Origin of the sequence: Streptomyces flavofungini (assembly GCF_014650815.1) — a bacterium.
GTDB classification, from domain to species: Bacteria; Actinomycetota; Actinomycetes; order Streptomycetales; family Streptomycetaceae; genus Streptomyces; species Streptomyces flavofungini.
Window position 1 is genome coordinate 1 of sequence record NZ_BMVR01000044.1, and the last position, 8,874, is coordinate 8,874.

Annotated in this window: 1 protein-coding gene; it reads left to right on the top strand. The window is 71.8% G+C overall.

The genetic code is table 11. The annotated features are described in order from the left end of the window. A partial coding sequence (locus IE274_RS38915; RefSeq protein WP_190120681.1) for a non-ribosomal peptide synthetase occupies positions 1-8,874 on the top strand: 8,874 nt, incomplete at both ends.

Consider the following 8,874-nt stretch of genomic DNA (forward strand, 5'->3'; position numbering starts at 1 on the left):
AGGTGGTGTCGCGGGCGCGGGTGCTGGGTGTGGAGGTGACGCCGCGGCAGATCTTTGAGTGCCGGACGGTGGCCGAGCTGGCGCAGGTGGCGGTGGCGGATGGCTCGGATGCGGGTGTGGTGTTGGAGGAGTTCGAGGGGGGTGGTGTGGGTCGGCTGCCGGTGTTGCCGGTGAGTCGGTATCTGCGGGAGTTGGGTGGTGGGTTCGGTCGGTTCTCGATGTCGGCGGTGCTGGATTTGCCGGTGGGGATCGATGCGGTGGGCCTGGCGGTGACGTTGGGTGCGGTGTTCGACCGGCATGACATTCTTCGCTCGCGGCTGGTGGCTGGTGATGAGTGGAGTCTGGAGGTTGCTGAGCGGGGTTCGGTGGACGTGGCGGGCCTGGTCCATCGGGTGGAGTGTGATGGTGAGTGGGGTGCGCCGGGCTGGCGGGAGCTGGCGGAGGCGGAGCTGGATGAGGCCACCGGGCGGTTGGATCCCGAGGGTGGGGTGATGGGCCGGTTCGTGTGGTTCGATCCGGGTGCGGACGTTCCTGGTCGGCTGCTGGTGGTGTTGCATCACCTGGTGGTGGACGGGGTGTCGTGGCGGATCCTGCTGCCGGACTTCGCCGCAGCCTGGGAGCAGGTGCGTGCGGGTCGGGTGCCGGAGCTCGCGCCGGTGGGTACGTCGGTGCGGCGCTGGACGCACGCCCTTCAGGATGAGGCCGTCAGCGAGGACCGGATCGCCGAACTCCCCCTCTGGCGTGCCATGGTGGACGGCCCGGACCCCCTCCTCGGCCACCGCCCCCTGGACCCGACCCTCGACGTGTCCGACACCGTCGACCATCTCTGGGTCCAACTGCCGGCGCGGGTGACGGAGGCGCTGCTCACGTCGGTGCCGACGGCGTTCCGTGGCCAGGTGAACGACGGTCTGCTGGCCGGGCTCGCCCTCGCGGTGGCCAAGTGGCGGCAGAAGCGCGGCATCTCGGAGTCCTCGGCGCTGATCCGCCTCGAAGGACACGGCCGTGAGCAGGGCGTCGTGCCGGGTGCGGATCTGTCCCGCACGGTGGGCTGGTTCACCAGCATGTTCCCCGTCCGCCTCGACACCACGGGAATCGACCTCAGTGACGCCTTCGCGGGCGGCCCCGCAGCCGCGGGCGCGATCAAGGCCGTCAAGGAGCAGCTCCTCGCCATCCCCGACAAGGGCATCGGCTACGGCCTGCTGCGCCATCTGAACCCGGACACGGCGACGGTGCTCCGGCGGTACGACACCGGGCAGATCGCCTTCAACTACCTGGGCCGGTTCTCCGCCGCCGACATGCCGGAGAACCTGCGCGGCCTCGGCTGGACCCGGGCCGAGAACACCACCGACCTGGTCGCCGCGCCGGACGCGGACATGCCGCTGATGTCGACGCTGGAGATCAACGCACTGGTCAGCGACACAGAGCAGGGCCCGTGCCTGAACGCCCGCGTGGGCTTCCCCACCGGCGTGCTGTCCCGTGAGGACGTGCAGGAGCTGGCCGACCTGTGGTGCGCGGCGCTGGAAGGCCTCGCCCGGCACGTGGCGCGGCCGGGCGCCGGTGGTCTGACGCCGTCGGACGTGCCGCTGGTGTCGGTGGACCAGCGCAAGCTGGAGGTCTGGGAGAAGAAGTACCCCGGCCTGGCCGACGTGTGGCCGCTGACCGCACTGCAGTCCGGGCTGCTCTTCCACGCCCTGCTGGCGGACGCTGCGTACGACGCGTACCACATGCAGTTGGTGTTCCACCTCTCCGGACCGGTGGAGCCCGAGCGGATGCGGGCCGCGGGACAGGCCGTCCTGGACCGCTACCCCAGCCTGCGGACCGCGTTCGTCAGCAATACCTCGGGTGAGCGCGTCCAGCTCGTCGTCGACGACGTCCAACTGCCCTGGCACCACACCGACCTGAGCGACCACGGCGACGACCGTGACGCGGCGCTCGAACGGATCCTCGCCGACGACCGCGCCACGCACTTCGACCTGACCGCACCGCCGCTCCTGCGGATGACCCTGGTGACCATGGGCCCGGACCGGGCCGAACTGGTCTTCACCGCCCACCACGTCCTGTTCGACGGCTGGTCCGTCCCCCTCCTCATGGAGGACCTGCTCAGGCTGTACGGCTCCGCCGGGGACCTCGCGGCCCTGCCGAAGGTGCGCGGCTACCGGGACTTCCTGACCTGGCTGGCCCAGCAGGACCACGACGCGGCCGCCCGCGCCTGGGCCGAGGAACTCGACGGGCTCGACGAACCCACCCTGCTCGCCCCCGGCGCGGAGTCCGCCGACTCCGAGGACATCGGACAGGTCGACGTACCCCTGTCACCGGAGACCGCCCGCGAACTCACCCGGTACGCGGCCGAGGCGGGCGTCACCCTGAACACCCTGGTGCAGGGGGTCTGGGCGGTCGTCGTCGGAGAGCTGACCGGGCGCGAGGACGTGGTGTTCGGCGCGACGGTGTCCGGCCGCCCGCCCGCCGTCCCGGACATCGACACCATGGTCGGCCTGTTCATCAACACCCTTCCCGTACGCGTGACCTGCTCGCCCCGGGACACCTTCCGGGAGTTGCTGACGCGGCTCCAGGACCGGCAGGCCGTCCTGCTCGACCACCACCACCACGGCCTCGCGCGGATCCAGCAGGACACCGGCCTGAGCACCCTCTTCGACACCGTCGTCGTCTTCGAGTCCTTCCCGATCGACCACGCGGGGCTCGGCGACGCCAACGCCGAGGCGGGCGTGGCGATCACCGGGCTCACCCCGTTCAGCGGCACCCACTACCCGCTGACCGTGACGGCCGACGCCGACCCGCAGCTGCGCATCGCGCTGCAGTACCAGCACCACCTCTTCGACCACGCCACCGTGGAAGCCATCGCCACCCGCTGCCTGCGGGTGCTGCTCCAGGTCGTCGAGAACCCGTCGATCCGCGTCGCGCAGCTCGACGTCCTGGAGTCCGCCGAGCGGACCAAGGTCGTGTCCGAGTGGAACGACACCGCGCACACCACGGCCACCGTCGGCAGCACCCTCGCCGCGGCGTTCGAAGCCCAGGTGGAGCGCGGCCCGGAGCGCACCGCGCTCGTCTTCGAAGGCGAAACGCTCTCCTACGCCGACTTCAACACGCGCGCCAACCGGCTCGCGCACTGGCTGATCGAGCGGGGCGCCGGTCCCGAGCGGCTCGTCGCGATCCGGATGCCGCGCTCCTTCGACCTGCTCACCGCGATCTACGGCGTGCTCAAGACAGGAGCCGCCTATCTGCCGATCGAGACCGATCTGCCCGCCGAGCGGGTCGAGCACATGCTCGCCGACAGCACACCCCTCCTCGTCCTGGACGAACTCCCGGACCTCTCCGGACACCCGGAGTCGAACCCCGGCGTCGACGTGCACGAGGACCACGCCGCCTACGTGATCTACACCTCGGGGTCGACCGGGAAGCCCAAGGGCGTGGTCGTGTCCCACCGTTCGATCATGAACCGGCTCGCCTGGGGCCACGGCCACTACGGCATGGACGAGAGCGACCGGATGCTCCTGAAGACATCCGTCGGCTTCGACGTGTCGGTGCCCGAGCTGTTCTGGCCGCTGCAGGTCGGGGCGGCGCTGGTGATCGTACGGCCGGACGGACAGAAGGACCCCGAGTACCTGGCCAGGCTGATCCGGGAACAGCGGGTCACCGACGCCGACTTCGCGCCGTCCATGCTGGCGGCGTTCCTCTCGGAGCCGACCGCGGACCAGTGCACCAGCCTGCGCCGGGTGGAGGCCGCGGGCGAGGCGCTCCCCCTGGAGCTCACCGAGCGCTTCGCGCAGGTGCTCCCCGGCACCCGGCTGCACAATCTCTACGGCCCCACCGAGGCCGCGGTCGAGGTCACGGCCTGGGAGTGCCGCGAGGAGCCCGGCGCCACCGGCGTGCCGATCGGCGCACCCGTGTGGAACACCCAGGTCTACGTCCTCGACTCCGCGCTGCGGCCGGTCCCCCCGGGGGTGCCGGGAGAGCTCTACCTCGCGGGCGTCCAGCTCGCCCGCGGCTACCTGAACCGTCCGGGCCTGACCGCCGAACGCTTCGTGGCCAGCCCGTTCACCCCCGGTGCGCGCATGTACCGCACCGGTGACCTGGTCAAGTGGCGGCCCGACGGCGTGATCGACTACCTCGGCCGGGTCGACTTCCAGGTCAAGGTGCGCGGATTCCGCATCGAGCCCGGCGACATCGAAGCGGCCCTCGCCGCGCACCCCGGCGTGGACCAGGCCGTGGTGATCACCCGCGAGGACCGGCCCGGCGACCAGCGCATCGTGGGCTACGTGGTGCCCGCCCCCACCGGCTCGGCCACCGCCCGGGAGGCGGAGCAGGTCGACGAGTGGCAGCAGGTGTACGACGAGGCGTACGCCGGTTCCGGGAAGACCGCCTGGGGCGAGGACTTCACCGGCTGGAACTCCAGCTACACCGGAGAGCCGATCCCGCTGGTGGAGATGCGGGCCTGGCGGGACGCCGCCGTCGAGCAGATCCTCGGCAGGGCGCCGCAGCGCGTCCTCGAACTGGGCGTCGGCTCGGGTCTGCTGCTCTCCCAGATCGTGCCCGACGTCGCGGAGTACTGGGGCACGGACTTCTCGGCCCCCGTCATCGCACAGCTGCAGGACCAGGTCGAGAGGGCCGGGTTCACCGAGCGGGTCCGGCTGCGGGTGCAGCCCGCTGACGACGCGTCGGGCCTGCCCCAGGAGCACTTCGACACCGTCGTCATCAACTCGGTGGCGCAGTACTTCCCCGACGCCGACTATCTGGACCGGGTGCTGAGCCAGGCCCTCGGCCTGCTGGCCCCCGGCGGCCGCATCGTGATCGGTGACGTGCGCCACGCGGGCTCGCTGAACCTGTTGAAGACGGCGATCCACCACGCCCAGCGCCCGGAGGCCTCGGCGTCCGTGGTCCGCGCCGCCGTCGCCCGCGCCGTCCTGGTCGAGAAGGAACTGGTCCTCGACCCGGAGTGGTTCACACGCTGGGCCGACGAACACGGCGCCGCCGGGGTGGAGGTGCTCCTGAAGCCCGGCCGCGCCCACAACGAACTGACCCGGCACCGCTACGAAGTGGTGCTGCACAAGGCACCCGTGGACCTCGTCCCCCTGACCGCGATCCCGGCGCTCGCCTGGGGCCGCAGGGTGGACGACTTCACCGGCCTCGACGAGGTGGTCCAGGAGCACGGGACGACACCGGTACGGATCACCCGGATCCCCAACGCCCGGCTCGCCGGTGAGGTCGCCACCGCCACCGCCCTCGCGGCCGTCGACTCACCGGTGGCCGGGCTCCCGCCCCTGGACCCGCACGACCTGCGGGACTGGGCCGACCGGCGCGGCCTCGGCCTGCTGCTCACCCTGACGGCGGGCGTGCCCGAGTGCTTCGACGCGGTGGTCTTCCCCGCCGGTACCGAAGCCGGGCGGACGTACTCCGGAGGGTTCACGCCCACCGGGCGCCCCGAGCGGATGCTGGCGAACGACCCGGCCGGGGCGCGGGAGATCGGCGTCCTCGTCGCCGGGCTCCGCGACCACGCCCAGGAACGGCTGCCGGAGTACATGGTGCCCGCGGCCGTGGTCGCGATCGCCGAAGTGCCCCTGACCCCCAACGGGAAGCTGGACCGGCAGGCGCTGCCCGTGCCCGACTACGCCGGTGTGGCGACGGGCCGGCCGCCGCGGACACCGCAGGAAGAGGTGCTCTGCGCGCTGTTCGCCGAGGTCCTCGGCATCGACCGGGTGGGCATCGACGACAACTTCTTCGCCCTCGGCGGGCACTCGCTCCTCGCCACCCGGCTGATCAGCCGGATCCGCGCCGAACTGGGCGCCGAGGTCCCGATCCGCGCGGTCTTCGACTGTCCCACCGTCGTGGAACTGGTCGAACGGATCGCCCCGGGAGCGCGCGTCCGCTCCCCGCTGCGCCGGGCGGCACAGCGGCCGGAGCAGCCGCCCCTGTCCTTCGCGCAGCGCCGCCTGTGGTTCATCGACCGGTTCGAGGGGCCGTCGGCGACGTACAACATCCCGTTCGTGCTGCGGCTCACCGGCGCGCTGGACGTGGCGGCGCTGGAGAACGCGGTACGGGACGTCGTGTCCCGGCACGAGATACTGCGGACGCTGATCGCCGAGTCCGGTGACGGAGTGCCGTACCAGCGGGTGCTGCCCGCGGCACCGGCACCGGTGGACCTGCACGTCGTCGAGTCCGCCCCGGAGGCGGTGGCGGACGCCGTGGCGGCGGTCGCCGCCCGGCCGTTCGACCTGGCCACGGAGATACCGCTGCGGGTGACCGTGGTCCGCGGCGCCGCCGACGAGCACGTGCTGGTCCTCGTCGTCCACCACATCGCCGGGGACGGCGAGTCGATGGGTCCGCTGGCGCGCGACCTGGGCACGGCCTACGCCGCCCGACGGCACGGCGAGCGGCCGGACTGGCCGGAGCCGCCGGTGCAGTACGTCGACTACACCCTGTGGCAGCGGGAACTGCTCGCCGACGAGTCCGACCCCGACGGCGTCCTCGCCACGCAGCTCAGGTACTGGCGGGACGAACTGGCAGGCGTGCCGCAGCCGTTGCAGCTCCCGACGGATCGCCCCCGGCCGCCGGTGGCGAGCCGCCGTGGCGACCTGGTGGCGTTCGAGCTCGACCCGGACCTGGTCACCGCCGTGGAGGAACTCGCCCGCGCGCAGGGCGCGACGGTGTCGATGGTCCTCCAGTCGGCCGTGGCGGTCCTGCTGCACCACCTGGGCGGCGGCGAGGACATCACCGTCGGATCCCCGATCGCGGGCCGCACCGACGCCGCGCTCGCGGAGCTGGTGGGCTTCTTCGTCAACACCTGGGTGCTGCGCGCCGACCTGTCCGGAAACCCGAGCTTCCAGGGCCTCCTCGGGCAGGTGCGCGAGAAGGCCCTGGCCGCCTACGAGAACCAGGACGCGCCCTTCGAGCGCCTGGTGGAGCTGCTCAAGCCCGACCGCTCCACCGCCTACCACCCGCTGTTCCAGGTGATGTTCGCCTGGCAGAACATGGCCCGCGAGGACTTCGCGCTCGACGGCCTGCGCGTGGACCTCGAGCACCCGTCCACCGACACCGCGAAGTTCGACCTGTTCTTCAACATGGCCGACATCCCCGGCCTCGGCGTGGTCGGTCACCTCGAGTACGCGACGGACCTCTTCGACCGTGCCACGGTCGAGGCCCTCGCGGCCCGGTTCGCACGGGTCGTACAGCAACTCGTCACCAGCCCCGGCCGGCCGATCGGGGCGATCGTGGACGTGCTGGACGCGGCGGAGCGGGAGCTGGTGATCCACCGGTTCAACGACACGGCGGCGCCGACGCCCGACGTGACGGTCCCCGCCCTGTTCGAGCGGCAGGCCGCCGCCACCCCGGACGCGGTGGCGGTGGTCTCCGGCGAGCGGACCCTCACCTACCGCGAGCTGGACACGCGCGCGAACCATGTGGCGCGCGAGCTGGCGGCACGCGGAGTGGGCCCGGAGACAGTGGTGGGACTCGCGCTGCCGCGCTCGGCCGACCTGGTCGTGGCACTGCTCGGCGTGCTGAAGGCGGGCGGCGCGTATCTGCCGGTCGACCCGAAGTACCCCAGCACGCGGCTCGACTTCATCCTGTCGGACTCCCGCCCCCGGCTGTTCCTGACGGACGCGGAGACCGTGGGAGTGCTGCCGGACGACGGCACTCCGCGCCTGTTCGTCGGCGACGCCGAAAAGGCGGGCGCCGACGCCGGGAACGCGGGCACCGACGCCGGGCAGGCGCGGCCGCGGCCGCACAACGCGGCGTACGTGATGTACACCTCCGGTTCGACCGGCACGCCCAAGGGTGTGACCATCACGCACCACAACGTGGTCAACGGTGTCCTGCGGCTCGCCGAGCGGGTGGGCATCGAACCGGGCACGCGCGTCCTCGCGGGCACCTCGGTGAACTTCGACGTGTCCGTCTTCGAGGTGTTCACGACGCTGACGCACGGCGGCTGCGTCGAAGTCGTCCGCGACGTCCTTGAGCTGGCGGACCGGGAAGACTGGCAGGGCGGTGTGATCAGCACCGTGCCGTCCGTCTTCGCCGAACTCGTCGACGACATCGTCGGCACCGTCGCCGTCGACGCCGTCGTCTTCGCCGGAGAAGCCCTCCCTGCGTCCCTGGCGGAGCGGGTGCGCCAGGCCTTCCCGGGCGTGCGGGTCGTCAACGCCTATGGGCAGACGGAGAGTTTCTACGCGACGACGTTCCAGTTGTCGTCCGGTGCGGAGTGGGACGGGTCGGGCAGTGCGCCCATCGGTTCGCCGTTGGGGAACATGCGGGCGTATGTGCTGGGTCCTGGGCTGCTTCCGGTGCCGCCGGGTGTGGTGGGGGAGTTGTACGTCGCGGGGAGTGTGGCGCGGGGCTATCACGGTCGCGCGGGTCTGACGGCGGAGCGCTTCGTCGCGGACCCCTTCGGTGGGCCCGGCGCGCGGATGTATCGCACGGGTGACCTGGCGCGGTGGACCGCTGAGGGCCAACTGGAGTATGTGGGGCGTGATGACGCGCAGGTGAAGGTGCGCGGCTTCCGGATCGAGCCGGGTGAGGTGGAGGCGGCGCTGACCGCGCATCCCGGTGTGTCCCAGGCCGTGGTCGTCACGCGCACGGGTCAGGGCACGAAACAACTCGTCGGCTATGTCGTCCCCACCGGAGCGGACGACGCCACCGGTGACACCGAGGGCCTGAGCGACGACGCCATCGACCTCACCAGCGGTGTCGACACCGCCGAGCTGCGGCGTTTTGTGGCGGGGCGGTTGCCGGAGTTCATGGTGCCGTCGGTGTTGGTGATGCTGGATCGGTTGCCGTTGGCGCCGAACGGGAAGCTGGACCGGTCGGGGTTGCCGGAGCCGGAGTTCGGTGGTGGTGCGTACCGGGCGCCGGGTTCGGTGGTGG